At 65.6% G+C, this 25806-nt stretch carries 24 protein-coding genes; 5 read left to right on the plus strand and 19 right to left on the minus strand.

Features of this window, described 5'->3' with window-relative positions; translation table 11 throughout:
* Nucleotides 1–27: 27 nt before the first annotated feature.
* From FJ311_00205 to FJ311_00215, 3 genes are read left to right on the plus strand one after another with little or no spacing between them, the layout of a single operon-like run.
* Nucleotides 28–1734, plus strand: a complete 1707-nt coding sequence (locus tag FJ311_00205; GenBank protein ID MBM3949858.1) for a formate--tetrahydrofolate ligase — start codon at nucleotides 28–30, stop codon at nucleotides 1732–1734.
* Nucleotides 1703–3469, plus strand: a complete 1767-nt coding sequence (locus FJ311_00210) for an FAD-binding protein (protein ID MBM3949859.1) — start codon at nucleotides 1703–1705, stop codon at nucleotides 3467–3469. The genes FJ311_00205 and FJ311_00210 overlap by 32 nt, the downstream gene beginning before the upstream one ends.
* Nucleotides 3470–3500: 31 nt before the next feature.
* Nucleotides 3501–4259, plus strand: coding sequence for an SDR family oxidoreductase (locus FJ311_00215; GenBank protein ID MBM3949860.1), 759 nt, complete (start codon nucleotides 3501–3503; stop codon nucleotides 4257–4259).
* Between the two features lie 35 nt (nucleotides 4260–4294).
* Here the strand turns inward: FJ311_00215 and FJ311_00220 are convergent, their stop codons facing one another.
* From FJ311_00220 to FJ311_00230, 3 genes are all read right to left on the minus strand, one after another.
* The gene (locus FJ311_00220; GenBank protein ID MBM3949861.1) at nucleotides 4295–5422 is read right to left on the minus strand and encodes an HD domain-containing protein; all 1128 of its coding nucleotides are present in this window, start codon (nucleotides 5420–5422) and stop codon (nucleotides 4295–4297) included.
* A 104-nt stretch (nucleotides 5423–5526) separates the two neighbouring features.
* Nucleotides 5527–6675, minus strand: a complete 1149-nt coding sequence (locus tag FJ311_00225; GenBank protein ID MBM3949862.1) for a zinc-binding dehydrogenase — start codon at nucleotides 6673–6675, stop codon at nucleotides 5527–5529.
* The gene (locus tag FJ311_00230) at nucleotides 6672–7349 is read right to left on the minus strand and encodes a Fe2+-dependent dioxygenase (GenBank protein MBM3949863.1); all 678 of its coding nucleotides are present in this window, start codon (nucleotides 7347–7349) and stop codon (nucleotides 6672–6674) included. Before FJ311_00230 ends, FJ311_00225 begins: the two co-directional genes overlap by 4 nt.
* An 89-nt stretch (nucleotides 7350–7438) precedes the next feature.
* Here FJ311_00230 and FJ311_00235 point away from each other — a divergent pair, with 89 nt between their 5' ends.
* On the plus strand, nucleotides 7439–7825 hold the full coding sequence (locus FJ311_00235) for a DUF302 domain-containing protein (GenBank protein ID MBM3949864.1): 387 nt from the start codon (nucleotides 7439–7441) through the stop codon (nucleotides 7823–7825).
* A 19-nt stretch (nucleotides 7826–7844) separates the two neighbouring features.
* On the opposite strand, the gene FJ311_00240 is transcribed toward FJ311_00235, so the two are convergent.
* From FJ311_00240 to dsrA, 16 genes are all read right to left on the minus strand, one after another.
* Entirely contained in the window at nucleotides 7845–8615 is a 771-nt protein-coding gene (locus FJ311_00240; protein MBM3949865.1) for a hypothetical protein, read from the minus strand.
* On the minus strand, nucleotides 8608–10860 hold the full coding sequence (locus FJ311_00245; GenBank protein MBM3949866.1) for a cobyrinate a,c-diamide synthase: 2253 nt from the start codon (nucleotides 10858–10860) through the stop codon (nucleotides 8608–8610). The genes FJ311_00240 and FJ311_00245 overlap by 8 nt, the downstream gene beginning before the upstream one ends.
* Nucleotides 10861–10893: 33 nt before the next feature.
* The gene (locus FJ311_00250) at nucleotides 10894–11910 is read right to left on the minus strand and encodes a glycosyl transferase family protein (protein MBM3949867.1); all 1017 of its coding nucleotides are present in this window, start codon (nucleotides 11908–11910) and stop codon (nucleotides 10894–10896) included.
* A gap of 25 nt (nucleotides 11911–11935) precedes the next feature.
* The gene (locus FJ311_00255) at nucleotides 11936–13138 is read right to left on the minus strand and encodes a molybdopterin oxidoreductase (GenBank protein MBM3949868.1); all 1203 of its coding nucleotides are present in this window, start codon (nucleotides 13136–13138) and stop codon (nucleotides 11936–11938) included.
* Nucleotides 13135–13890 carry a 4Fe-4S dicluster domain-containing protein gene (locus tag FJ311_00260; GenBank protein ID MBM3949869.1) on the minus strand — a complete coding sequence of 252 codons (756 nt, stop codon included), beginning with the start codon at nucleotides 13888–13890 and terminating at the stop codon, nucleotides 13135–13137. Before FJ311_00260 ends, FJ311_00255 begins: the two co-directional genes overlap by 4 nt.
* Nucleotides 13887–14300: an Hdr-like menaquinol oxidoreductase cytochrome c subunit gene (locus tag FJ311_00265; GenBank protein ID MBM3949870.1), complete on the minus strand. Its 414-nt coding sequence runs from the start codon at nucleotides 14298–14300 to the stop codon at nucleotides 13887–13889. Before FJ311_00265 ends, FJ311_00260 begins: the two co-directional genes overlap by 4 nt.
* Nucleotides 14301–14308: 8 nt before the next feature.
* Nucleotides 14309–16267, minus strand: coding sequence for a 4Fe-4S dicluster domain-containing protein (locus tag FJ311_00270; protein ID MBM3949871.1), 1959 nt, complete (start codon nucleotides 16265–16267; stop codon nucleotides 14309–14311).
* 76 nt (nucleotides 16268–16343) lie between these two features.
* Nucleotides 16344–18296 carry an FAD-dependent oxidoreductase gene (locus FJ311_00275; GenBank protein ID MBM3949872.1) on the minus strand — a complete coding sequence of 651 codons (1953 nt, stop codon included), beginning with the start codon at nucleotides 18294–18296 and terminating at the stop codon, nucleotides 16344–16346.
* Between the two features lie 27 nt (nucleotides 18297–18323).
* The gene (locus FJ311_00280; protein ID MBM3949873.1) at nucleotides 18324–19826 is read right to left on the minus strand and encodes a (Fe-S)-binding protein; all 1503 of its coding nucleotides are present in this window, start codon (nucleotides 19824–19826) and stop codon (nucleotides 18324–18326) included.
* 12 nt (nucleotides 19827–19838) lie between these two features.
* Nucleotides 19839–20576: a nitrate reductase gene (locus tag FJ311_00285; GenBank protein ID MBM3949874.1), complete on the minus strand. Its 738-nt coding sequence runs from the start codon at nucleotides 20574–20576 to the stop codon at nucleotides 19839–19841.
* 119 nt (nucleotides 20577–20695) lie between these two features.
* Nucleotides 20696–21028, minus strand: coding sequence for a TusE/DsrC/DsvC family sulfur relay protein (tusE, locus tag FJ311_00290; protein ID MBM3949875.1), 333 nt, complete (start codon nucleotides 21026–21028; stop codon nucleotides 20696–20698).
* Between the two features lie 52 nt (nucleotides 21029–21080).
* Nucleotides 21081–21383 carry a sulfurtransferase complex subunit TusB gene (dsrH, locus tag FJ311_00295; protein MBM3949876.1) on the minus strand — a complete coding sequence of 101 codons (303 nt, stop codon included), beginning with the start codon at nucleotides 21381–21383 and terminating at the stop codon, nucleotides 21081–21083.
* Between the two features lie 17 nt (nucleotides 21384–21400).
* A complete protein-coding gene (gene tusC / locus FJ311_00300) occupies nucleotides 21401–21793 on the minus strand; it encodes a sulfurtransferase complex subunit TusC (protein ID MBM3949877.1) in 393 nt (130 codons plus the stop codon).
* A 13-nt stretch (nucleotides 21794–21806) separates the two neighbouring features.
* Nucleotides 21807–22166: a sulfurtransferase complex subunit TusD gene (tusD, locus tag FJ311_00305; GenBank protein ID MBM3949878.1), complete on the minus strand. Its 360-nt coding sequence runs from the start codon at nucleotides 22164–22166 to the stop codon at nucleotides 21807–21809.
* 88 nt (nucleotides 22167–22254) lie between these two features.
* Nucleotides 22255–23271 carry a dissimilatory-type sulfite reductase subunit beta gene (gene dsrB / locus FJ311_00310; protein MBM3949879.1) on the minus strand — a complete coding sequence of 339 codons (1017 nt, stop codon included), beginning with the start codon at nucleotides 23269–23271 and terminating at the stop codon, nucleotides 22255–22257.
* 136 nt (nucleotides 23272–23407) lie between these two features.
* Nucleotides 23408–24676, minus strand: a complete 1269-nt coding sequence (dsrA, locus tag FJ311_00315) for a dissimilatory-type sulfite reductase subunit alpha (protein ID MBM3949880.1) — start codon at nucleotides 24674–24676, stop codon at nucleotides 23408–23410.
* A gap of 218 nt (nucleotides 24677–24894) precedes the next feature.
* Between dsrA and FJ311_00320 the strand changes: the two genes are divergently transcribed.
* The gene (locus tag FJ311_00320; protein ID MBM3949881.1) at nucleotides 24895–25791 is read left to right on the plus strand and encodes a TauD/TfdA family dioxygenase; all 897 of its coding nucleotides are present in this window, start codon (nucleotides 24895–24897) and stop codon (nucleotides 25789–25791) included.
* The last annotated feature ends 15 nt before the right edge of the window (nucleotides 25792–25806 follow it).

Consider the following 25806-nt stretch of genomic DNA (forward strand, 5'->3'; position numbering starts at 1 on the left):
CGTCGAGCACATCGAAAGGACACCGTCATGGCCGCCGCCAAGAAACCCCGCAAGCCGGGCAAAGTGAAAAGCGACATCGAGATCGCCCGCGCGGCGACGATGAAGCCGGTCGTCGAGATCGGCCGCAAACTCGGCATCCCGGAAAAGCACCTGTCGGCCTACGGCCACTACAAGGCCAAGGTCTCCGCCGAGTTCATCGACAGCCTCAAAGGCCGCAAGGACGGCAAGTTGATCCTGGTGACGGCGATCACTCCGACTCCCGCCGGCGAAGGCAAAACGACGACCACGGTCGGCCTCGGCGACGGGCTCAACCGTATCGGCAAGAAGGCGATGATCTGCCTGCGCGAACCGTCGCTCGGGCCCTGCTTCGGCGTCAAGGGCGGCGCCGCCGGCGGCGGCTACGCCCAAGTGGTGCCGATGGAGGACATCAACCTTCACTTCACCGGCGACTTCCACGCCATCACCACCGCCCACAACCTGCTCTCGGCCTTGATCGACAACCACATCTATTGGGGCAACGAACTGGGCTTCGACACCCGCCGCGTCGCCTGGCGCCGGGTCATGGACATGAACGATCGGGCGCTGCGCCAGATCATCAATTCCTTGGGCGGCGTCGCCAACGGCTTTCCGCGCGAGGACGGCTTCGACATCACGGTGGCGTCCGAGGTGATGGCGATTTTCTGCCTGTCGCGCGACTTGAAGGACCTCGAGGAACGCCTGGGTCGGATCGTGATCGGCTATACCCGCGACCGCAAGCCGATCCGCGCCGCCGACCTCAAGGCGCCGGGTCCGATGACTGTGCTGCTCAAGGACGCCCTGATGCCGAATTTGGTGCAAACCCTCGAGCACAGCCCCGCCTTCATCCACGGGGGCCCGTTCGCCAATATCGCGCACGGCTGCAATTCGGTGATCGCCACCAAGGCGGCGCTCAAACTCGCCGACTATGTGGTGACCGAAGCCGGTTTCGGCGCCGACCTCGGCGCCGAGAAGTTCTTCGACATCAAGTGCCGGATGGCGGGCCTGAAGCCGACCGCGGCGGTGGTGGTGGCGACCATCAGGGCGCTCAAGATGCACGGCGGCGTCGCCAAGGAAGATTTGGCCAAGGAAAACGTCAAGGCGGTCAAGGCGGGATGCGCCAACTTGGCCCGCCATATCCGCAACGTGAAGATGTTCGGCGTGCCGCCGGTGGTGGCGATCAACCGATTCATGGCCGACACCGACGCCGAGATCGCCGCGGTGCGCAAGACCGCCGAGGAACTGGGCACCACTGCGATCGAATGCAACCACTGGGCGGAGGGCGGCGCCGGCACCATCGAACTGGCCAAGTACGTGGTCAAGCTGGCCGACAGCGGCGTCTCGAAATTCTCGACGCTCTACGACGATGCGACACCCTTGTGGGAAAAGGTCAAAACGATCGCGACCAAGCTTTACGGCGCCTCCGACATCGTCGGCGATTCCCGCGTCCGCCAGCAGTTCAAGGACCTGGAAGCGGGCGGCTACGGCAAACTGCCGGTGTGCATGGCCAAGACCCAATACAGCTTCTCGACCGATCCCAGCCTCAAGGGCGCGCCGTCCAACCACGTGGTGCCGGTCCGCGAAGTTCGGCTCTCGGCCGGCGCCGGGTTCGTGGTGGTGATCACTGGCGAAATCATGACCATGCCGGGCTTGCCCAGGGTTCCCGCCGCCAACAGCATTCGCCTCGATGCCCAGGGGCGGATCGAGGGGCTGTTCTAGGACCGCCTGCGCCGGCGGCCTTGATCCAGCCGGCAGAAAGCCGCATCGTTCCCCCGGCAATGGAATCGGCGGGAGAAACGATCGCGTGAGCCCAAGCGTTGCGCCCGAAGGCGATCGGTTCGGCGAATTCGATTACATCGTGGTCGGCGCCGGCACGGCCGGTTGTTTGCTCGCCAACCGGCTCTCCGCCGACCCGGGGATCCGCGTCCTGCTGCTCGAAGCCGGCGGCGAGGATAATTACCTGTGGATCAAGATCCCGGTCGGCTATCTCAAAACCATGAACAACCCGCGCACCGACTGGTGCCTGAAGACCGAACCCGACCTCGGTCTTAACGGACGCGCGCTCGATTACCCGCGCGGACGGGTGCTCGGCGGCTGTTCGGCCATCAACGGCATGATCTACATGCGCGGCCAGGCGCGCGATTACGACCAATGGCGCCAAATGGGCAACGCCGGCTGGGGTTGGGACGACGTGCTGCCTTATTTCAAGAAGCACGAAGACTTCGCTCTCGACGGCAGAGACGGCGCGGACGACGCGATGCACGGCGTCGGCGGCGAATGGCGGATCGAAAACATACGCGTGCGTTGGGAAATCCTGGAGGCATTCCGCGATGCCTGCGCCGAAATCGGCATTCCCAAGATCGACGACTTCAACCGCGGCAACAACGAGGGCTCCGGCTACTTCCACGTCAATCAACGAAGCGGCGTGCGTTGGACCACGGCGCACGGGTTTCTGCATCCGGTCCGCCACCGTCCCAACCTCGCGGTCCTCACCCACGCCGAAGCGCGCGCCTTGATGTTCGACGGCAAGCGCGTCACCGGTATCGTCTTCGAACGACACGGCACGGTGCGCCACGCCGTGGCCTCGGGCGAGGTCGTGCTGGCGAGCGGGGCGATCGGCTCGCCCAAGCTTCTCCAGTTGTCCGGAATCGGCCCCGGCGATTTGTTGCGCGGCCTCGGGATCGGAGTTCGCCACGAGTTGCCGGGCGTCGGCGAAAACTTGCAGGACCATCTGCAAATCCGCTGCGCCTACAGGGTCCGTGGCACGCGCACGCTCAACGAGATGACCCACAACCCCCTGACCAAGATCGGCATGGGGCTTCAATACATGTTGTTCCGGCGCGGCCCCATGACCATGGCGCCGTCGCAACTCGGCGTCTTCGCCAAAAGCGATCCTTCGCGCGAGACGCCCAATGTGCAATATCACGTCCAGCCGCTGACGTTGCCCAAGTTCGGGCAACCGCTCGATCCGTTTCCGGCGTTCACCGCCTCGGTCTGCAACATCCGCCCGACCAGTCGGGGCACGGTCCGCATCAGATCCCGCGACCCCAGGGAGGCGCCCGCCATCCGCCCGAACTATCTTTCCACCCCCGAAGACCGCCGCGTCGCCGCCGACGCGATCCGGCTTACCCGCCGGATCGTCGCGACCCGGGCGCTCGCCCGCTTCACGCCCGAGGAGTTCCGGCCCGGACCCGAGATCGTCGGCGACGAAGAACTGGCGCGCGCCGCGGGCGACATCGCCACCACCATTTTCCACCCGGTCAGCACCTGCAAGATGGGGCCCGACCCGATGGCGGTGGTGGACGAACGCCTGCGCGTGCGCGGGATCGGGGCGTTGCGGGTGATCGATGCCTCGATCATGCCGACCATCACGTCGGGCAACACCAACTCGCCCACCTTGATGATCGCCGAGAAAGGCGCGGACATGATTCTCCGCGACCGGCGCGCGGCGTAATCGCCGATGGACACGAAAGGCCCGTTTTCCCATGACAAACTCGCTTAAGGTCGCTCTCGTCACCGGCGGCGGCACCGGCATCGGCCGCGCCGCCGCGCTCGCCCTCGCGCGCGACGGTTTCGCCGTCGTTCTGGCCGGACGGCGGCCGGAACCGTTGCAGGCGGCCGCCAAGGACATCGAAAAGCTCGGCGGCCGCGCATTGGCGGTACCGACGGACGTGGGCGATCCCGCATCGGTCAAGGCGCTGTTCGCGAAAACCTTGGAGGCGTTCGGCCGGCTCGACGTGCTGTTCAACAACGCCGGCACCGGCACGCCCGCGGTGCCGATGGAGGAATTGAACTACGAACAGTGGAAAAAGGTCCTCGACGCCAACCTGACCGGGACTTTCCTGTGCTCCCAGGAGGCGATCCGGATCATGAAAAAGCAGACTCCGCGGGGCGGACGGATCATCAACAACGGTTCCATCTCCGCCCATGCGCCCCGGCCGTTCTCGGCCCCCTATACCGCGACCAAGCACGCCATGACCGGGCTGACCAAGTGCATCTCGCTCGACGGCCGTCCCTTCGATATCGCCTGCGGCCAGATCGATATCGGCAACGCGGCGACCGAGTTGACCGAACGCATGACCAAGGGCGTGCCGCAGGCGAACGGCACAATCGCGGTCGAGCCGCGCATGGACGTCGAACACGCCGGACGCGCGGTCGCCTACATGGCGAGCCTGCCGCTCGAGGCCAACGTCCAGTTCCTGACGGTGATGGCGACCAAGATGCCCTTCGTCGGGCGGGGCTGACCGCGGCGAAAGGGCATTTCGGATGCCCCCCCGGGTCAGCTATCCCACGTGCCCGCGGCCGCCTCGAGCAGCATGCCGCGGAACATGCCGAGCAGCTTCTGATCGATTTCGCCGGTCATGCCTTCCATGATTTCCAGGCTCTTTTCCGGCGGCACCGGAGGCTTGTAAACGCGCCGGTCGGTCAGCGCGCTGAAGATGTCGACGATCCCGGCCATGCGCGCGAGATCGTTCAACTGCGTCCCTTGCAGGCCCTTCGGGTAGCCCTTGCCGTTCAGTTTTTCGTGGTGCTGCTCGGCGATGGTGATGACGCCCCTGGGAATGCCGGGACTGTCGCGCAAGTGGCGGCTGGTGTGGGTGACGTGGCTGCGCATGACCGCGAATTCCTCGTCGGTCAGCCGGCCGGGCTTGTTGAGAACGTCCTGGGGAACGTCCATCTTGCCGACGTCGTGCAATAACCCGCCGGTCGCGAGGGTGAGCAGATCGTCGCCGCGAATGCCGATGCGATGGCCGAACAGCGAGAGCAGCGTCGCCACCCGCATCGAATGAACGTAAGTGTAATTGTCGTGGCCGCGCACGCCCTTGAGCACATCCTTGAAGTTGCCTTCGCTGACGGCGCGGGCGAGCGGCTCGCAACTGTCCTTGACCTTCTCGAACGGGATCGGCTTGCCGTCTTCGAGCAATTCGGCGATCTGGTTGAAGGTCGCGACCGACTGCTTGAGCGCGGCTTGCTGCACCGGTTCGACCTTGTCCCAGGCGGCCTCGATCTCCTTGTTGACGTTGCCGGAAATCGCCGCCAGCAGCTGGCTACGCTTGAACGGGATCGAAATCACGGTGCAATGGCTCGCTTCCTTCGCCGCGGCGGCGAAGGCCGATCCCGCGTCCTCCGCCTTGGCAATGACCGGGATCGCCGCGAGCGACGGGTTTTTGCGGATCAGTTCCAGTACCGCCATGCCGCCGCCGGGCGGCGCCTTCTCGTCGATGATCAATACCGCCGGTGGGCGCGCGATCAACCCGACCACTGCGTCGCGGCCGTCGGGAAAGGGAATGACGTCGTAATATTGGGTGAGAGCCGAAGTGATTTCCGCCCGATAGCGGACGTTGCCGTCGATCAGGCCTACTTTCGGAAGTGCCGGTCGTGCGTCGGCGGCGGGTTTGTCATTCATTTCGATTCGGTCTTGGTCGCGCGGCCATGCGCAGTGAAATTCAAAAAATGCTAACAGCCTGGAATTCCCGGAACAATAAGGGATTTTCCCCTGTCGGGCCCGCCTTAAATGCTGGGCGAAACGGGATCGCCCGGCACTAGAATTTGACGGACGACGCTGCCCGCCGCCAAGCGATCGAAAGCCGCGTTGAGCTGGTCGAATCCGATCCGCCCGCTCATCAGCTTGTCGACCGGCAACCGGCCCTGGCGGTGCAACGCGATGTAGCGCGGCACGTCGCGCAACGGCACGCAGCTTCCGACATAACTGCCTTTCACCGTGCGTTCTTCGGCGACGAGATTAACGTGCGGCAGCGCGAACGTGTGATCGGGGTGGGCGAGACCCGCGCTGACGGTGGTTCCGCCGCGCCGGGTCAGGCGGTAGGCCAGCGCCATCGCCTTGACCGAGCCGACCATTTCGAAGGCGTAGTCGGCGCCGCCCGAGGTCATATCCCGCACCCGGGCGACGGCATCGGGATCGGCGGCGTCGACGGCGTCGGTCGCGCCCAGTTCGCGCGCGAGCGCGAGCTTGTCGGAAAGGATGTCGAGAGCGACGATGCGCCCCGCCCCGCTGAGGCGCGCCGCGAGCAAAGCATTGAGTCCGACTCCGCCCAGGCCGACCACCACGACCGAGGACCCCGCCCGCACGTTCGCGGTGTTGATTACCGCGCCGACCCCGGTCAGAACGCCGCAACCGAACAACGCCGCCGTCTCGAACGGCAGATCGGGATCGATCTTGACCAACGAATTGCGCGAAACCACCGTGAATTCGGCGAACGCGGAAACGCCGACGTGGTGATGAATGGCTTCACTTCCGCGCCGGAACCGGCGCGCGCCCGAGATGAGCGCGCCTTGGCCGTTGGCCGCCGCTCCAGGTTCGCACAGCGCCGGACGGCCCTCGGTGCACGGCAGGCAATGCCCGCAACTCGGCACGAACACCATCACCACATGGTCGCCGCGCTTGAGGTCATTGACGCCGGGGCCGACTTCCTCGACCTCGCCCGCGGCTTCGTGGCCGAGCGCCATCGGCGTCGGCCGGGGACGGTCGCCGTTGATGACGGAAAGATCGGAATGGCAAAGCCCGGCCGCGCGCACGCGCACCAGCACCTCGCCCTCGCCCGGCGGGTCGAGGTCGACCTCGGCGATGCGCAAGGGGCGGCTTTCGGCGTAGGGCGCAGGCAGGCCCATGGTTTCCAGTATGGCGGCTTTGGTTTTCATGGCGTGGCCCACAGACGAAGAAGGTTGTAATACCCCTGCAACAGCGCCGCGGTTTCCGGCGCATCCGGGGATTTTTCGACGAGAATATGGTGAGCGCGCTGAAGGTCGGCGAGGATCGCGCGCCGACCGGGATCGGCAACCACGCTTTGCGCCCACAGAATTCCGGCGAGCCGCGCGCCCCGCGTCACCGGCGCGACCCGGTGCGGCGTGCCGGTGGTATAGACAACCGCGTGTCCGCGCGGAAGCTTGATCGCGCGTTCTTCTCCCTCCGCGCCGACGGTCAACTCGCCGCCGTCGTAACTTGCCGGATCGGCGAGGAAGATCGTGACCGAAACGTCGGTGCGCAGCATGCCTTCCGCCCCGCCCATCAGCGGGTTATCCACATGCCGGGCGTAGGCCATGCCCGGTTCGTAACGGCTGACGATCGGGCGCGAATAGCGGCACGGCAGAACGCAATCGTTAAATTCGCGCTTGGCGGCGAGCGCGCGCACGAGCAGCGTTTCGAGCGCCGACGCGCCCGGTGTCGCCGCACGATCCATTTCCAGGTTGCGCTTGGTTCCGCGCGCGGTCCCGCCCGCGCTTTCGGCACCGTCGCGAAAGCGCGCCTTGGCGAGTGTTTCGTCCGCGAACGCGAGATCCTCGGCATCGAGAACGTTTTCGATGATCACGATCATGGACCGTTCCCTTGCCCGGACCCCTTTCGGCGCCTACATATGCCCAATATCCCCCCATGATCGCCAATGTTCAAGAACGGGAACCCGCCATGACGTATTATTTCTCCAAGACCCTCGATCTGCCCTTCGATAAGGCGATCGCCAAGACCACCGCCGCCCTCAAGGATCGCGGATTCGGCGTGCTCACCACCATCGACGTCAAGGACACGCTCAAGAAAAAGATCGGCGCGGATTTCCGGCCCTACACCATCCTGGGCGCCTGCAATCCCGGCTTCGCCCACAAGGCCCTTCAGGCCGAACCGATGATCGGCACCATGCTGCCCTGTAACGTCATCGTTCAGCAGAACGACGACGGCAAGGTCCAGGTTTCCGCCGTCGATCCGATCGCGTCCATGGCCGCGATCAAGAACCCGGCGCTGGAAACGATCGCGACCGAAGTGCAAAGTCTGCTTAAAGGTATGGTCGAATCCCTTTAACCGCGTCCCGGAGACCCATCTAGCCGTCGGCTTCGGTTACTCGCGCCAGCACGATGTCGGCGAAGCCGGGATCGACGCCGAGCGGGCGCATCAGCCACAGCCTGCGCCCGCGCATGGCGAACGGGCCCGCGAACGGCGCTTCCGTTCCGTCCGGCGCGACGCCCAGCAGGCGCGCCACATCGCTGCCGCCGTGGCGTCCCTCGGCCATCAAAAGCGGCACCACGGCGATGTCGGCGACGGCGAGCAATCGGTCCCATTCCGCGATCGACGGCGGCTCCTCGATGAAGGCGGCCGCCGATTCGCGCGCGGCTCCCGCCGCGAGCAGCGCGTCGACGAGCGCGCGGGCGCGCGCCGAGGAATCCGGGTTGCGCGAAGTGCCGTGACCGGCGACGAGGACGCCGAGGCGATCGGCCGAAAGGGCGAAACGCGCGCAGAGCTCGGCGAGACGTCGGGCGGCGATCCGGGCGACGTCGGGATGGGTGCCGGTCGCCCGGCAGATGACGATGCTTTTGCGCGCGGCGACCGCGCCCGACAGCGCTTCCCCGACCACGCCGTCGGCGGCAAGATGCGGAACGATATAGGTCGCCCACCCCGCCAACTCGTCGAGAACGTCGGAGAGCTTGGGCCCCATTCGCAGGAATGCCGCGCGCACGTCGGCGAAAATCCCCCGCGCGCGCACCGTTTCAACCAGCGCTTCGACCGAGCGTCCGCCTTCGGGCTGGCTGGACGAACCGTGCCCGACGATCACCAGCGCCCGCCGGGCCCAGGAGGCGGTTGAGGCTTCAGCCATGCGCCGTCCGGTCGTCCGGAAGTCGCTCGCAGTCGACGATTTCCGAGGCCCAATTGAGGTCCTTGGCCAGCGCCGCCACCTCGCCGATGACGAACAGGGTCGGCGGGCGGAACTGTTCGCGGACGACGCAATCGGGAAGATCGGCGAGGGTGGTCAGCACCGTGCGTTGCGCTGGCGTCGTGCCTTTTTCGATCGCCGCCGCCGGCGTCGCGGGTGCCAGGCCGGCCCGGATCAACTCGCGCGAAATCAACGCGGCGTTGGTCAGGCCCATGTAAACGACCAGCGTGGTTTTGGAATCGGCCAGCGCCTTCCAGTTGAGATCGACCTCCTGGCCGTCCTGGGCATGGCCGGTGACGAAGGTGACGGCGCGCGCGAGACCCCGATGGGTGAGCGGAATGCCGGCGCGGGTCGCGCAGCCGGTCGCGGCGGATACGCCCGGCACAACCTCGAAGGCGATGCTGTTGCGGGCAAGCTCGAGCGCCTCCTCGCTGCCGCGCCCGAAGACGAAAGGATCGCCGCCCTTGAGGCGCACCACGCGCTTGCCCCCGCGCGCCAGGCGCACCAGCAACTGATTGATCTCGTCTTGCTCGACGAAGTGGGTGCGCGCGGCCTTGCCGGCGAAAATCCGGCCGGCGCCGGGACGCGCCAGCGCCAGCACTTCGGGCGAAACCAGGCGGTCGTAGACGACGATGTCCGCCTCGGCCAGAATTTCTTTCGCCCGCACCGTCAACAAGCCGGGATCGCCCGGCCCGGCGCCGACCAGGTGCACCCGCGCGGGCGTCGCGGCGGATCCGCGCACCGCGCGCCGGATTGGCGTCGCGGTCGGCGCGGCCGCGGCGGCCGTCGTCCGGATTCGGTCCGCCCCTTGGGCCTTGCACCGGCGCACGAACGCCACGAAGCGCGCGGCCCACCGGTTCATGCCGGTGTCGCGCAAATGCGAAAACGACGCGAGCAGATTGCCCTGCACCAACCCGTCGTGACGGCCGTCGAGCCCGTGGCCGCGCAGCACCTCGTAGGCGAAGACCGTATCGGACGGCAGGGCATCGAGAGCGCCGTGGTGAAATTCGTGCGCCGGAATGTCGCGCGGCGTTTCGTCGGCGTCACCGGCCTTGGGCCAGGGACCGGCGCCGGTTTCCTTGAGCCGCACATAGCCGCGCCCCTGCGGCCTGGCGTGCAGCGTCACGTCGGCCGCGATCGCGCCGACCATGTCCCGGACGTCGCCTTTCCATTTCAGCCGCCGGCAGAGATACATCAGCCCGCCGCACTCGGCATAGGCCGGAAGCCCCGCCGCCAGCGCCGCGCGAATCTCGCCGCGCAAGGAGGCGTTCGCCTCCAACCCCGCCATGTGGGTTTCGGGAAAGCCGCCGCCGATGAACAAGCCGTCGATATCGGGCAATGCGCGGTCGCGGAGCGTGTCGAAAAAGACCAACTCGGCGCCGGCCGCCGCCAGGGCCTCCAGATCGCCCGGGTAATAAAATCCGAAGGCGGAATCGCGGGCGACGCCGATGCGCACGTCGGAAGCGCGCGTCCCGCCGATAGGCGGGCGAACAATAGACGCTTGCGGCGCCGCTTGCGCCAGCGCCAACACGCGATCGAGGTCCACCTGGCGGGCGACGGCATCGGCGATGGTGTCGACGGTGGCCTCGGTCGCGGTCCATTCGTTGCTCGGCATCAGGCCGAGATGGCGCTCGACGATCTCCAGCGCCGGATCCTGCTGCACCGCGCCCAGCACGGGAATCCCGGTGTAATGATCGATGATCGCCCTCAATTTCGCTTCGTGGCGCGATCCGCCGATCTTGTTAAGGATGACGCCGCCGATCGCGACATCGGCGTCGAACGCGCGATAGCCGAGCAGCAAGGGCGCGATCCCGCGCGTCATGCCGCGCGCGTCGATCACCAGCACCACCGGCGCGGCCAGCAGCTTCGCCAACGCCGCGTTGCTGTTGGAGCCGTCGAGGTCGAGGCCGTCGTAAAGGCCCTTGTTGCCCTCGATCAGGCCGAGAGCGGCGCCCGCCATGCGCGTCGCGAACGTGTCCTCGATTTCCCGCGCGGACATGGTGTGGAAATCGAGGTTGTGGCAGGGCCGCCCGGCGGCGACGCCGAGCCACAGCGGGTCGATGTAGTCGGGCCCCTTTTTGAACGGCTGCACCGCGACCCCGCGCCGGACGAAGGCGCGCGCGAGGCCGATGGCGAGCGTCGTCTTGCCGGAGGACTTGTGCGCCGCGGAGAGAAAGAGGTGCGCCATGGAACGGCCCCACCGGGCTTCAGGATCCGGACCCTAAGCCGCCCGCGCCGACGCCCGGGGCAGGATCTCGTTCGGCCGCGCGTTCCAAAGCCGCCGGGCTTCGGCTTCGGCCGCGCGCGGCTCGGCGGCGCGCCCCATCAGGCGGAGCGCGATGGCGGCGGTACCGATCACCACCGCTTCCGCGTAGGAGTCCTTGTCCTGGCCGCGCCACAAGGCCGCGAGCCGGGATAAATCCATCGTTTCCTCGTGCGGCGCGCGCGCGAGGCCCTCGATCGCCGGCCAATCTTCGTCGAACTTCGCGCCTTGATGGAGATGCTGCACCTCGACCGGCTTTTCCGGGCGGCGCTCGATCTCGCCGCCTTCCCCCTTGAACACGACCATGTGCGGCTGGCCGAGCCGGAGACAGACGTCGCGGTGAATTTCGCGGTAGTTGGGATGGAAGATGGACTGGATCGAATAGGGCGCATCGAACGGGTTGATCATGCGCGCGAAAGTGTTGACCGGCGAGCGCACGCCGATGATCGCCTTCAGTTCGATGATTTCCTGCAGACGCGGGCTGAACGCTTCGAGCGGCAGGTAGGCGAAGTTGCGCTCGGCGATCTGGCGCGCGGCGTCCTCAAGCGAAAAGGCGACCGGAACGCCGAGCGCGGCGAGCGTCTCGCGCGCGTAAACGCGCCCCGGCGTGTGGCCCTCGGTGCCGTGCATCAGCACGCGCACCCCCGCACCCGCGAGCAGCAGCGCCGACAGCATGAACCACGGCAACTGGCGTTTCTTGCCGGCGTAAGCCGACCAGTCGAGGTCGGCACACGCCCCTTCCGGCACGCGGATCGTTTCCTTGACCGCGCGCACGAAGCCTTCGCCTTCGCCCGCGTCCTCGGTCCGCACCCGCAGCACGCAGAGGAACGCGCCGAGCTGCATCGGCTCGACCTCGCCCCGGAGAATCATTCGCGTCGCCTCCAGCGCCTCCTCGGCGGTCAACGGGCGGGAAAGCGTGGGCCCGCGCGCGATGGTACGCACGTACTTGGCGAAAGGGTGCTCCGTGTTGCTCACGAATCCGCCTCTCTCATGTTACTTCTTACTTCGCCGGAACGTCGGCAAGCGATTCCGGCAGGACCGGCAGAACCTTGATCGCGATCGTCGCCAGCAGCAGCGCCAACCCGACGCCGCCGAGGCCGAGCGCGATTTCGTAGACGCTCGGGACGTAGGGGGCGATGCCGGCATCGAGCACCGATCCCGCCGCTTCCATACCCGGCACCAGAACCAACGGGTAGGCCTGGCCGCCGATGATGATCACGTAAATCTGGGCGATTCCCCCGACCACGGCAAGGACGGCGGCGAGCCCGGCGGCGCCGCGCGACGACGCGGTCGCCGGTGCGAACACCAGCGCGATCGGCACAAGGCAACCGATCCCGACGTGGCCGACCCAGAAGAGCCAGGTGTAGATGCCTCCTTCGGCCAGCAGGAACCGTTCGACCCCCTGCCGCTCCGCGATGTAGAGGTTGGTCAAGTGCTGGACGGCGACGAAATAGAGGGTCGCGGCGAGGAAGATGCCGAGCAGGTTCTTGAGCCGGCGCACCACCTCGTCGCCGAGCGGCCGCCCGGTCCCGGCCGAGGCCGCCATCACCACCAGCAAGAAGATCGCGTGCCCGAAAGCGAGCGACATGGCAATAAACATGGGCGCCATCACCGCCGTGTCGTAAGCCTGGCGCGCGACCAGAAACCCGAAGATCGACCCGGTGCCGGTGGTCAACACCAACCGCCAGAGAAACGCGAACGTGCCGACCGGCTTCGAGAACCGGTTCATGCGCTTTTCCATCATCATCCAGAGATAGACGATCACCACCGCGAAGAAGCCGGTGTAGAGAAAGATGTTCCAGGCGAAGATCGATTTGAAGTTATAGACGGTCATGGCGACGATCAGCCGGTCGGGCCGGCCGAGGTCGAGCACCAGCACCGCGAGCCCGCCGGCCAGCAGCGAAACCGCGAGCACGCCGGAGAGCCGCGCGAGCGGCTTATAGAGCTCCCGGCCGAAGACCGAGGAAATGGACGCGACGTTGAGCGCGCCGGATGCGGCGACGATCAGGAACACCGCGAACACGTGCGGCGTTCCCCACACGATCCGGTTCGACATGCCGGTGACCCAGTGGCCTTCGCTTTCCATGACGTGGGCACCGCCCAATCCGCCGAGAACGAGCAGGCCGAGCGCGCCGGCCAGCGTCAGGAACCCGCGTCCCCAACCCGGATGTTCGCGAAATTCGATGCGCGCGGCGGCGGTCATCCGTTCAATCCCTTGTAGAACACGCCCTGGTCGAGCCCGAGGTCGGCGCGGAGCCGCAGCGCCACGTGGCGGCCGACCGCGCGGGCGATCTCGCTATTCGGGTCGTTGAGATCGCCGAAGATCATGGCGCCGGGGCTTTTCCGCTCGGCCGCCTCGACGCAGGCCGGGCGGCGCCCGGCGTCGAGCCGATGGACGCAGAGCGTGCACGATTCGACCGTGCCCTTGCCGCGCGGCGCGTGCGGTTTCTGCCCGGTGACGTTCTCGTGCACGAAAAACCGCACGCCGAACGGGCACGCCATCATGCAATAGCGGCAACCGATGCAGATATGCTTATCGACCAAGACAACGCCGTCGGCGCGGCGGAACGACGCCCCGGTCGGGCATACGTCGACGCAAGGCGGGTGTTCGCAATGCTGGCACATCACCGGCAGCGTTCGCACCGCCCCGGTCCGGGGATCGTTGAGCGTGACGTTGCGAACCCACTGCGGATCGGTGAGCGGCCGGCCGTGGCCGGTCCAGCCGTTTTCCGTGCGGCAGGCCTCGACCACCGTATCGGCCACTTCCGCGTACCGGGACACGTCCACCAGCAGGCCCCAGCGGGTTTTCGCGGAAACTGGCGTGCCGGGTGCGCGCGCTTCGGAAGGGGCCGGCCCGAGCAGCAGGGTCACGCCCGGCGCCAACGCGACGACCGTCGCCGCCGCGCCTTGCAACAGGGCGCGGCGCGTAAGTTCCATGGTCGCCGCGCCGGTCATGGAGATTTTCTCGCCGGCGCGGACGCGGCCTGGGTCTCCGGCGTCGTCGCGTGGCAACCGAAGCAATCGATCGTGACCGCGGCGTAGCGGTGGCATTCGGCGCAGAATGGCCCGACCGTGCGCGCGCCACCCACGGCGGCAGCCGGTACGGCGTGGCATTCGACGCAACCTTTAAGGCTGTGCTTGCGGCCGCGAATGCCCTTGTGCACGGTTTCGTCGCGCTCGTGATCGAGATAGACCATGTGGTTGCGGCGCATGTCGGCGACCGGCTCGACGCATTCGGTTCCCTTCGCCGCCTTGGGCGGTTTCGGCACCGGCGTGCGCGGGGCGTCGGCGGCAAAAGCCGTCCCGACGACGGCCGCCAGAACGGCAGCCATCAGAAGTCGAACGAGCGCGCGATATCCCGCCATCGTTCCCTTCACAACTCGCCAAGACCCATCTGGATGTAGCCGCTCGGGCAGACATCAGCGCAGATGTGGCAGCCGATGCACTTCTTGTAGTCGGTGTCGACGTAGCGACCGATGGCGTATTGATCCTTCTTCACCCGGTCGATGGCGGTCTGTGGACAATAAATCACGCAATTGTCGCATTCGAAGCACATCCCGCAGGACATGCATCTGTCGGCTTCGGCGATCGTATCTTGCTCGGACAACCCGTTGAACCGTTCCTGGAAGTTGCCGAGCACGTTGTCGGCGTCGATCGCGACCTCGGCCCGGCGGCGGCGCGGAACGTGGCCGAAATGGCCGAGGAAGAGCTTTTCGTGCGTGATAATCTCGATGAACGAACGGTCTTCGTAATTGTGGACGGCAAAGGAAGAGCGGTCGGTACCGTGCACTTCGGTATGATCGTATTCGCCCGGTTCGATGTGATGAGCGCGCAGTTCCTCGAGCAGGCTGAAATGGTGGACATCGACCTTGGGCCGCTTCGGCAGTTCTTCGCCGCGCAGGTAGCGGTCGATCCCCTCGGCCGCGATGCGCGCGTGGCCGATCGCGGTGGTGAGTAGATTGGGCACGATCACGTCGCCGCCGGCGAAATGCTTCCTCTGCCCGGCGAGGCGGTAGTTCCGGTCGGCGTTCATCAGGCCGCGGCCGTTGTCGAACGCCTCGAAGCCGGCGAAATCGCCGGCTTGGCCGGTGGCGCCGACGATCAGGGTGCAGTCGATCTCGAACTCCTCGCCGGCGCGGAGCTTCATCTTGCCCGCCTCCCAGTCGACCGGCGAGACCTTGAGCGCCCGCGCCCGGCCTTCGGAATCGCGGGTTACCTCCACCGGGACGAGGCTTTCGCGGATTTGCACGCCCTCGGCAAGCACGGCGGCGAGTTCGTGCTTGCTCGCCGGTGCCTGGCTGATCGGCCGGCGGTAGATAATCCACACTTCGGCGCCCTGGCGGCGCGCCGCGGTGGCTACATCGTGGGCGGTCTGGCCGAGGATCACATTCTCCGGCCTGTCGTGCGGATGGATGCTGTGGATATGGCCGATCCGGCGCGCGACCGCGGCCACGTCCATCGCGGTGTCGCCGGCGCCGATCACCAGCACCCGCCCGGAAAGATGCTGCAGGCGGCCTTCGTTGAAGGCGCGCAAGAACGAGATGCCGTCGACGCAGTTGGGCGCCTCCGCGCCCGGAATCGCGATCGGCTTGCCGGTTTGCGCGCCGATCGCCCAGAACACGGCGTCGAAACCGCGTTCCAGTTGTTCGACCGAGACGTCCTTGCCGACCCGCACGCCTATCTTTACCTCGACGCCCAGATCGACGATGCGCTTGATCTCGCCGTCGAGCACGTCCTTGGGCGTGCGATAGCCGGGAATGCCGAACCGCATCATGCCGCCGAGCGACGAATAGGATTCGAAGATCGTGCACCCGTGCCCGAGCCGGCGGAGGAAATAGGCGGCCGCAAGCCCGGCCGGCCCGCCGCCGATGATGGCGACGCGCTTGCCGCTTTCCCGCTCCGGCCCGGCAAAGCCGAGCTTGTGGGCGAGCGCCCAGTCGCCGACGTACTGCTCGACGGCGTTGATGCCGACTTGCTCCTCGAGCTCGTTACGGTTGCAACCGGCCTCGCACGGGGCGGGGCAGACCCGGCCCATCACCGCTGGAAGGGGATTGGCTTCGACCATCCGGCGGAAGGCGTATTCCTGCCAGGGCGTTCCCTTGTCGAGCGGTTTGTCCAGCCCGCGCGCAATCTGGAGCCAGCCGCGGATGTCGTGCCCGGAAGGGCAACTGCCTTGGCACGGCGGCGCGCGGTGCACATAGATCGGACATTTGTGCGACCAGCCCGCCTGGAACACGTTCTCCTGAAGGTCGCTCCAGGCGCTTTCGCCTTCCTTGTACCGGAAGTAGCTGGGGGGCCGGCCGGGCTTGGACGTGTAGGTCGGGGACGTCATGGCGCTCTCCCTGCGTCGAAGGTCATCCCGCGAGGATAATGCCGCATGCGCCTGAAGTCATCCGTTCCTTCCCCGGCTATTCGCCAAGCCCCATTTCGATGTACCCGGTCGGGCAGACGTCGGCGCAGATGTGGCAGCCGATGCACTTCTTGTAGTCGGTGTCGACGTAGCGCCCCATGGCCCGCTTGTCTTTCTTCACCCTAAACACCGCCGTCTGCGGGCAGAACACCACGCAGTTGTCGCACTCGAAGCACATGCCGCAGGACATGCAGCGCTTGCCTTCGGCGATGGCTTGTTCCTCGGTGTAATTGACGATGCGTTCCTGAAAATTTCCGATCACCTCGTCCGCGACGATATGGATTTCCTTGCGCTTGGCCCGCTCGACGTAGGGGAAATGACCGAGGAACATGTCGTCGTGCTTGATGATTTCGACGAACGAACGGTCTTCGTAGTTGTGGACCGCAAAATTCGCGTCCGAGGTTCCCCGCGTTTCCTTGTGGTCGTACTCGCCCGGCTCCAATTTACGCTGGCGCAGTTCGTCGAGCAGATTGAACCGGCGCTTGTCCACCTTGGGCCGCTTGCCGAGATCCTGGCCGGCGAGGAACCGGTCGATGGATTCGGCCGCGATCCCGGCGTGCCCGATCGCGGTGGTGAGCAGATGCGGACGCACGATGTCGCCGCCGGCGAAGTGTTTGGGCTTGTCCTTGACCTGGTAGGTGCTTTCGACCGTCATCAGGCCCCTGCCGTTGTCGAAGCTTTCCATGCCCTTGAGGTCGCCGCCCTGGCCGATGGCCGAAACGATCAAGTCGCACTCGATTTCGAATTCGGTGCCCGGCGTCGGCACCGGGGTCATGCCCTTCATGGTGCACTGGCACATTTTCAGCGCGCGCGCGCGGCCGTCCGGCCCCTTGAGTACCTCAAGCGGCATCACGCCGCCCTTGATCTCGACGCCTTCGCGCATGGCGTCCTCGCGCTCGCGCGCCGCCGCGGTCATCTGCTCGACGGGGAAAAGCGAGGTCAGCACCGCCTTGACCCCTTCGCGCCGCATGACGCCGGCGACGTCCTGGGCGGTATGACCGTGAACGACCGCTTCCGGCGCGGGAACGTCGCGGCCGTGGGAGATGTAGCCGAGCCGGCGGGCGACCGAGGCGACGTCGATCGAGGTGTCGCCGCCGCCGACCACCACCACGCGCTTGGCCACGACCTTGAGCCGGCCTTCGTTGAAGGCGCGCAGGAATTCCACGCCGGCGATGCAGTTGGGCGCGTCCCAGCCGGGCACCGGCAGGGGGCGACCGACTTGCGCGCCGATCGCCCAGAAGATGGCGTCGAAATCGCGCTCCAGTTGTTCGACCGGCACGTCCTTGCCGACGCGCACGCCAGTCTTGACCACGACGCCGGTGTCGACGATGCGCTTGATCTCGGCGTCGAGCATGTCGCGCGGCGTGCGGTAACCGGGAATGCCGTAGCGCATCATGCCGCCGAGTTCGGGTTGCGATTCGAACAGCGTCACGCCGTGGCCGCGTTCGCGCAAGTAAAGCGCCGCCGACATGCCCGCCGGGCCGCTGCCGATGATGGCGACCTTCTTGCCGGTTTCCTTTTCCGGCTTGGTGAAGGTCATATTGTGATGGATCGCCCAGTCGCCGACATACTGCTCGACCCCGTTGATGCCGACGAAGTCGTCGACCGCGTTGCGGTTGCAGCCGGTTTCGCATGGCGCCGGACACACCCGGCCCATGACCGAGGGAAACGGATTGGCCTTGGCCATGCGCCGGAACGCGTATTCCTGCCACGTCATGCCGGCGACCGGCGGTTTGTCGATGCCGCGCGCGATCTGAAGCCAGCCGCGAATGTCGTGGCCGGAGGGGCAGCTGCCCTGACACGGCGGCGTGCGGTGCACGTAGGTCGGGCACTTGTGCGACCAGCTCGCCTGGAAAATCTGGTGCTGCAGGTCGCGCCATTTGTTCTTGCCGTCCTCGTAACGGCGGTAGGTCAGAGCCTTCTCGGCCTTTTTCGGCGTTTCAACGTTCATGGCGCGTCCCTTTCACTGAATTCCGAATTACATCGTCTTTGCCGGTTCGATCCGGATCGCGTTGCTCACCAGCTGATGCACGCTGACGATCATGTCCATGTCCATGCCGTATTCCGGCAGAACCTTGGTGAATTGACTCTTGCAGATGGCGCAGATGGCGGCCATGTGGGTGACGCCGCGCCCGGTTACGACTTCCTTGAGCGCCTGCATCCGGGGCATGGCGCCCTTGACCCGAAGCTCGATCAAGTCGTCGGTGAGCAACCCGCCGCCGCCGCCGCAACAGAAGGTCTTTTCGCCAATGGTATCGGCGCGCATGTCGACGAAATTGTTGCAGCAGGCCTTGATGATTTCGCGCGGAATGCGGAACTGCCCGCCCGGTTCCGCGCCCATGCGCGAGCCGCGCGCGACGTTGCAGGAATCGTGGAAGGTGATGACCTTGTCGTCGTTCTTGGACTTGTCGAAGGTGATGACACCTTTCTGGATCAGGTCGTAGGTAAGCTCGCAAATGTGCTGCGGCGTCGGGTAGGCCGGATCGAGGAAATCCCACGGGCCCGCGAGCGTGTTGAGGAAGCTGTAGGCGACGCGCCAGGCGTGCCCGCATTCGCCGAAGACGATGCGCTTGACGCCGAGATCGAGCGCGGCCTGGCGGATGCGAAGCGCGATCTTTTGCATCTGCTCGTAGGAGCCGACGAACAGGGCGAAATTGGCGGCCTCCGAGGCGAACGACGATACCGTCCAGCGGATGCCCGCCTGGTGGAACACCTTGGCATAGCCCATCAAGCCTTCGATGTGGGGCGAGGCGAAGAAATCCGCCGACGGCGTCACCAGCAAGACCTCGGCGCCTTTCTCGTTCAGGGGAATCCGGATGCGCACGCCGGTTTCCTCTTCCATGTCGTCTTCAAGGCCTTCGAGCGTCGCGCGCAGCGCCTTTTCCTGCAGACCCAGGTTGTTGCCGAACTTGTGGACCTTGCCGATGATTTCGTTGCTGTACTTCTGGCCCATCCCGATGTGGTCCATGATCTCGCGCCCGGCCATGGAAATTTCCGCGGTGTCGATGCCGTAGGGGCAGAACACCGCGCAGCGCCGGCACTGCGAGCACTGATGGAAATAGGAATACCAGTCGTCGAGCACTTCGCGCGTCAAGTCCTTGGCGCCGACGAGCGCGGGAAAGAACCGGCCGGCAAGCGTGAAATGGCGGCGGTAGACCTGGCGCAGGAGGTCCTGGCGCGCGACCGGCATGTTCTTGGGATCGCCGGTGCCGAGGAAATAGTGGCACTTGTCGGTGCAGGCGCCGCACTTGACGCAAGAGTCGAGAAAGACCCGGAGCGCGCGCGAGCGTTCCAGCAACTCGCCCATCTTGGCGATCGCCTTGTCGTGCCAATCCTCGACCAACTCCCCCGGAAAGCCGAGCGGCTGCTGGTGTTCCGGCTTGGCGACAAACGGCTTGGAGTGCGCCATCGCATTTTCCGCAATGGCCGGAATCACGAGATCGTCCGTCAACTCGGGCTTGGTGTATTGGGGCGCGGCCATGAATGGGATTCCCTAGGGCCGGCCCTGGTCGAGCGCCGCCGCCCAGCGCGCGAGATGGCGGCGCGAGCGCGCATCGTCGACCTGATTGCGGGTCGGGCTGAAGAACACGCCGGGCGCGTGCAGGAGCTTGCTGAACGGAAACACGATCATCAGCACCGCGACCAAGGCGAGATGAACGAGAAGGAAGGGTTCCGCCGGCAACGGCTGCCAATCGAACCGCATCAGGCCGAGGGCGAACGCCTTGAGGGCGACGATATCGGTCCGCTCCACGTATTTGAGCGCCAGCCCGGAAAGCCCGATGCCGGCCAGCAGCGCCAGCATCAGGTGATCGGAAAGGGACGAGATATAGCGCACCCGCTCGACCAGGAACCGGCGCGCCCATAACCCGGCGAGCCCGGCGACCATGGCGAAACCGGCGTATAGGCCGAAGGGCTGGATCAGCTTGACCCATTCCCAGACGGGCTCCTGGAAATAACGCAGATGGCGCAGCAGGACGAGCACCAGCGCCGCGTGGAACAGGGCGGCGAACAGCCAGATCCACTTGTTCGACTTGAACAGGCTTTCGAACAAGACGACTTCGCGCGCGAGGCGGAAGGCGACCCCGCTTTTGGTCAGCGGCGCGGGCGGGGTCGGAATCTTGAGCGGCGCGGGAGTCTTCGCGTAGAGCCAAATCCGGTAAGCGAGGCCGAGGCCGAACACCGCCGTCGCCGCGTAGAAGAGAAGGGCATAGGTGACGGTCAGCGCGGTCATGTCCATACTCCTGGCGCGGCCGGATGCGCGTCTTGCGCCTGCGCCCGCCTAGCGGCGGGACGCGCCCATGCCTGGACCTTTCGGCCGGAAGCGTTGCGTGCTTCCGGCCCTTGGCGCGCTCAGACGCAACCGGTCGGCTTGGGCAGGCCGGCGATTTTGCACGCCTGCTTGGCCGGCCCGTAGGGGAACAGGTCGTAAAGGTACTTGTTGTTGCCCTTCTCCGGTCCGAACTTTTCTTTCATCGCTTTGGTCAGCACGCGGATCGCCGGGGCGATCTGGTATTCGTTGTAGTAGTCGCGCAGGAAGTTGACCACTTCCCAGTGCTCGTCGGTCATGTTGACGTTCTCGGCCTGGGCGATAGCCGCGGCGATTTCTTTGCTCCAGATACTGAGGTCTGTGAGATAGCCCTCTTCATCGGTCTCGATGGTGTTTCCGTTAACGGTGTATGGCACGATACAGTCTCCTCTCTCTGCGATGTTGGACCGCGCTAGCGGCTGAAGTGGTTCAAAGCCACGAATTGACCGTTCTCTTGGCAACGGCGAGGTCGACGAACCCGCCGTAATCGACGACCTTGATTCCGCCGATGACCCGGGTTTCTTCCAGACCGCGCGCCTTGAGGTCCGGCCCCAGAACGTAGATGTCATGGGTCCGGGTCGCGGCCTCGACCTTGGCCGATTGGGCCGTTCCCGCAAGCGCCCCGTAGACGCCGTCCTCGATCAGCAGGATCGCGCTGCCCGGGGCCGCGAGTCGGAGGCAGGAATCGAGCGCGTTGCGCTCGAAGGGCGATTTGTTGACCGTGTGCAGCATGCGCGATGCGCCTCGATTCAGCCGGTGATCAGAACGTCCTGCTCGGCCATCAGCTTGCCGAGCTCGGCCGCGGGCACGACCTGCACCTTGACCACGAAATCGTCGGGCGTCAGCCCGCGCGCTTCCATCGATTCCTTCTCGACGTAGAGCTTCTCGATGTCGTAGCCCGCGAGGGCGCGGAACGTCGGCGAGAAGTTCTTCATGCCGAGTTCCTTGGGATCGTGGCCCTTCTTGATCTGGAATACGCCGTCGTCGAGGAAAGCGACCGACGTGTCCTGGTCGAAAGCGGCCGAAATCAGCACCGATTCCAGAATCTCGAGCGGGTAGATGGTACCATAGGGCGCCTTGCGGTTCACGAACATGAACTTCTTGACGACGCCTTCGGTTTCGAAAACGGGTTCTTCGCTCATCGCGCTTTCTCCCTCAGTCGCCGAACACCAGCAGGCGGTCGGCGGCGATGCCGAGCTCGGTCAACTGGCCAAGGCCCGAAATCCGGAACCCTTCCGCCAGGACCTGGTCCTTGATGCCCCGGCGCAGGCCCGCCGCGACGCACACCACCAGGTCCACCTTGTGCGCCTTCGCCATATCGCCCCACAGCTTGACCAGGTTGCGGTCATCCGATTGCGGTTCGGACAGCTTGTTGGCGTTGTTGACGCCGTCGTAATAGAAGAACACGCGCATCACCTGGTGGCCCTTGGCGATCGCGGCCTTGGCGAACTGATAGGCCGAATCGGAGGCCTGGTGGTTGAACGGTCCTTCGTTGACCAGAATGCCGAATTTCATCGCCGCGATCTCGGTCTGTTCGATAATGCCGACGCTTCAGGTCGCGCCCCGATGGCCTCTCGCCATCGGGGTACGAATCGTCGCGGCCTCAGAAGTGCACGTGACTGGAAGCGTTCAGGCTCGCCCGGCCGCCGCGCCAATCGTCGATGTGGTACTTGGTGAACGGCAGACCGGTCAACTCGAAGAACCGGGGCCAGCCGATGCGGTCGATCCATTCGTTCATCCGCTCCCACGCCCGGGCGTTTTCCTTGTAGGCGTAGAGGATGGTTTTGACCACTTGGGCGACCTCGGGCCAGCGCGGCGGGTTGTTGGGCAGTCCGGCCGCCACCAGCTTGTGGAACGCCGGCTTCGAGCGGGTGCTGGAATGCTTGCCGCCGACCCAGATCGCGAGCTTGGAGTTTTCCGGGTCGTTGATCTGCATCGGCGGGCACGGCGGATAGCACGCGCCGCAACAGATGCACTTGCGTTCGTCGACCTCAAGCGAGGGCTTGCCGTTGACCAGCGCCGGACGGATCGCGGCGACCGGGCAGCGCGCGATCACCGCCGGGCGTTCGCACACGTTGGCGACCAGATCGTGGTTGATCTTGGGCGGCTTGGTGTGCTGGACGTTGATGGCGATGTCGCCCTGGCCGCCGCAGTTGATCTGGCAGCACGAGGTCGTGATTTTGACCCGGTTGGGCATTTCCTCTTTCTTGAACTCTTCGTAGAGCTCGTCCATCAGCGCCTTGACCACGCCCGAGGCGTCGGTGCCGGGGATGTCGCAGTGCAGCCACCCTTGGGTGTGGGAGATCATGGATACCGAATTGCCGGTGCCGCCGACCGGGAAGCCTTCGGCTTCCAGCTTTTCAATCAGGGGCGCCACCTTCTTTTCGTCGGCGACGCCGATCTCGATGTTGGAACGCGCCGTGAAGCGCATGTGCCCTTCGCCGTACTTGTCGACGATTTCGCAAATTTTGCGGATGGTGTAGACGTCCATCTGCCGCTGGGTTCCCGCCTTCACGGTCCACAGCTGATCGCCGTTCTTGGCGACGTGATGGAGTACGCCCGGCCGCGGCCGGTCGTGCCACGCCCACTGGCCGAAGTTCTTGCGCATCAATGGATGCATCAAGGGCATCGGGTCGGGCACGCCGCATTCGTCGGGCATGCGCGGCGGCGGTGCCTTGGGCGCCTGCATTTGCGGGGTGGCTTGCGGGGTCGGCGCTTGCGGTTGGCTCATGGCTGTCGGTCCCGGTCGGATGGGGTTATTCGGCGGCGGCGGCTTTGGGTGCCTCGGCCGACGCCTTGGCGGCTTGGCGCGCCTTCCACTTTTCCACTTCCTCGTCCCAGCCATCGAGGCGGACGTAGGAACTGGTGCGCGGATGGATGACCATGTTGGCGTCGGGTTCGAGGCCGATGCCGTCGAGGAAGTTGACCAGGCCGATGCGCTCGATCATCTCGCCCAGGCGCTCGTGGTCGAGGGCGTTTTCCGCCCAGAACTCGAGCACGCGGCGGCCGAGATCGACGAGCTTTTCGTAGTCTTCCTCGGTTTCGAGACGCATGAATGGCACCAGCACGGTACCCATCAGATCGCCGATCTTGAGCGAACGCTTGCCGCCCGCGAGCACCGTCGCGCCGCGTACCTTGCCCGGCTTCAGCGCCTTGGTCAGCACGTTGATACAGTGCATGCAGCGCACGCAGCTCTTGTTGTCGACGTCGAGGGTATCGTCGTCGTTCAGGCTCAGCGCCCGGGTCGGGCACATATTGATGACCTGGTCGATGATTTCCTTGCGGCCGCGCTGCTTGACCGCCTTCTTGAACTCGTCCTGATCGACCTGCATGTCGTCGGCCCAGGTGCCGAGCACGGCGAAGTCGGACCGGTGCGAGGCATTGACGCAGTCGTTGGCGCAGCCGGAGAACTTGAACTTGAACTTGTAGGGCAGCGCCGGCCGGTGCATCTCCTCGAGCAGCGAGTTGATCGTCATCCGGTGCGCCTTCTGCTCGTTATAGCAGGACTGCTCGCAGCGCGCGGCGCCGACGCAGCTCATGGACGTGCGCACGCCCGCGCCCGCGCCACCGAGGTCGAAGCCGATCTCGTTCAGTTCGTCGAAGCAGGCCTGAACCTTGTCGGTCCGGATGCCCTGGAACATGATGTCGCCCGACTGGCCGTGGAAGGCGATCAGCCCGGAGCCGTACTTTTCCCAAATGTCGCACAGCTTGCGCATGGTGGCGGTGTCGTAATGCATGCCCGCCGGCGGCTGGACGCGGAAGGTGTGGAATTCGGAGGATTCGGGGAACTTCTCGCGCACTTCCGAGAAACGAGGGATGATGCCGGCACCGTAGCCGCGCACGCCGACCGTGCCGCCTTTCCAATAACCCTTGCGCGTTTCGTAGGAGTGCTCGAGCTGGCCGAGCAGGTCCTTCATCATCGGCGCGTATTGTTTGTCCTCGGACTGGGCGAGGCGCTTCAAGCCGGTGACGAAACTCGGCCAAGGGCCGCTTTCGAGCTGATCGAGTAACGGGGTCGCCGGCATCGCCTTGCCGGACTTGGCGGTGGTATCTTGAGCCATTGGTTCCTCCCTCGCGGCGCGCGTAAAAAATAACGTGCACTTGCTCCCGGCGCGGTCGACCTGCGAATGTGAATCAGGTGCAGCCGGCCTAACCAATCGAACGATAGACGATGGATCATAGGTGACTAAAATCTAATATGCAATATTCTTAATGTGCCTTTGCACATATGGTTTTTGTTCGCATGGATTCCAACCTGCCCACGCAAGGTCCTTTCGCGCTCGCGGAAAAAGCGCCATACGCCCGTTGGCGTGATATGAAGCTATCCGCATATCCTTTTAATAAGGAAAGATTTTTTGTGAGAATAGCCGACCCGATCGACCCCTCGGGCTCCGAGCGCGCCGAAGCCGCTGAAATTGTGCGATGCACAAATTTTTTTCTATACCGGACGCCGGCGAAAGGCATGCCGGGGCGCGACGTCGCCCAGGGCCTCGCCCGGGCGTTCGGTCTACGCCGGCTCGATTCCAACCCCATGGCCGACGACGACGGCCTCAGCCAGGTAACCGTGCGGAAAGGCGGCGCGAAGCGCTACATCCCCTATACCGACCGCCCGATTCAATGGCACACCGACGGCTACTACAACGCGCCCGATCGCCAGATCCGGGGCTTCCTGCTCCACTGCGAACAGAGCGCGGCCGAAGGCGGCGAAAGCCGGATCATGGACCACGAGATCGTCTACATCCTGCTGCGCGAGCGCGACCCGGACCTGGTCGCCGCGCTCTTCCATCCCGAAGCCATGACCGTCCCCGCCGACGAAGCCGACGGGCGCGAACCGCGCCCCGCGCGCACGGGCCCCGTCTTTTCGGTCGATCCGGCGAGCGGCGCGTTGCACATGCGCTACACCGCGCGGACCCGCAGCATCGTCTGGCTCGACGACGCGCGCGTGCGCGCCGCCGCCGAGGCGTTGACCGATATCCTCGACGATCCCGCCTCGCCCTATGTGGTCCGCCATCGCCTCGAGCCGGGCGAAGGCGTCATCTGCAACAACGTGCTGCATGGGCGCACCGCGTTTCGCGACGACGCGGCGCATAAGCGGCTGGTCTGGCGGGCGCGCAGCTACGACCGGATCGCGACGGTTTGAGAACGCAGAAGGAGG

The organism is Rhodospirillales bacterium, assembly GCA_016872535.1.
GTDB lineage: Bacteria > Pseudomonadota > Alphaproteobacteria > Rhodospirillales > 2-12-FULL-67-15 > 2-12-FULL-67-15.